Origin of the sequence: Streptomyces sp. DH12 (assembly GCF_020873895.1) — a bacterium.
Classification (GTDB): Bacteria; Actinomycetota; Actinomycetes; order Streptomycetales; family Streptomycetaceae; genus Streptomyces.
Window position 1 is genome coordinate 1 of the sequence record NZ_JAHWGT010000975.1, and the last position, 462, is coordinate 462.

Genomic DNA, 462 nt, shown 5'->3' on the forward strand with positions numbered 1-462 from the left:
GCATAGACCAATGGGCGCGTCAACCCCACCTGCTGAAAAGCGAGTTGACCGCGCCGTGGGGCGTCACGGTGGTGACCGGACCAGTTAAGGTCGGGGGCGTACCAGTCGCCACGCCCGCCCGCGGCCGACGACGAGGAGAGACCCGCATGGCCATCGATCCCGCCGCCTCGGGTGCGGTGCTCAAGCGTGAACGGGTGCGCGACGCGCTCCTCGAACTCATCGAGGCCCGCCGCCCCGGGGACGCCGTCCCCTCCGAGCGGGCCCTCTGCGCCCGGCTCGGCGTCTCGCGCCCCACCGTGCGGGCGGCGGTCGACGAACTCGTGGTCGCGGGACTGCTGGTGCGCGAGCACGGCCGGGGCATGTTCGTCGCCGCGGAGAAGATCACCCAGGAACTGGTCCCGGAACACGGCGCGTTGGCCGTGCCACGGGCCAACGGCGTGTGGACCAGCCGCATCCTGGAGT

At 72.3% G+C, this 462-nt stretch carries 1 protein-coding gene; it reads left to right on the forward strand.

Going from position 1 to position 462, the window contains the following annotated elements; genetic code table 11:
- Window positions 1–146: 146 nt before the first annotated feature.
- Window positions 147–462 (forward strand): GntR family transcriptional regulator (locus LPA54_RS38065; RefSeq protein ID WP_228984966.1); only part of this gene is annotated, 316 nt, incomplete at its 3' end.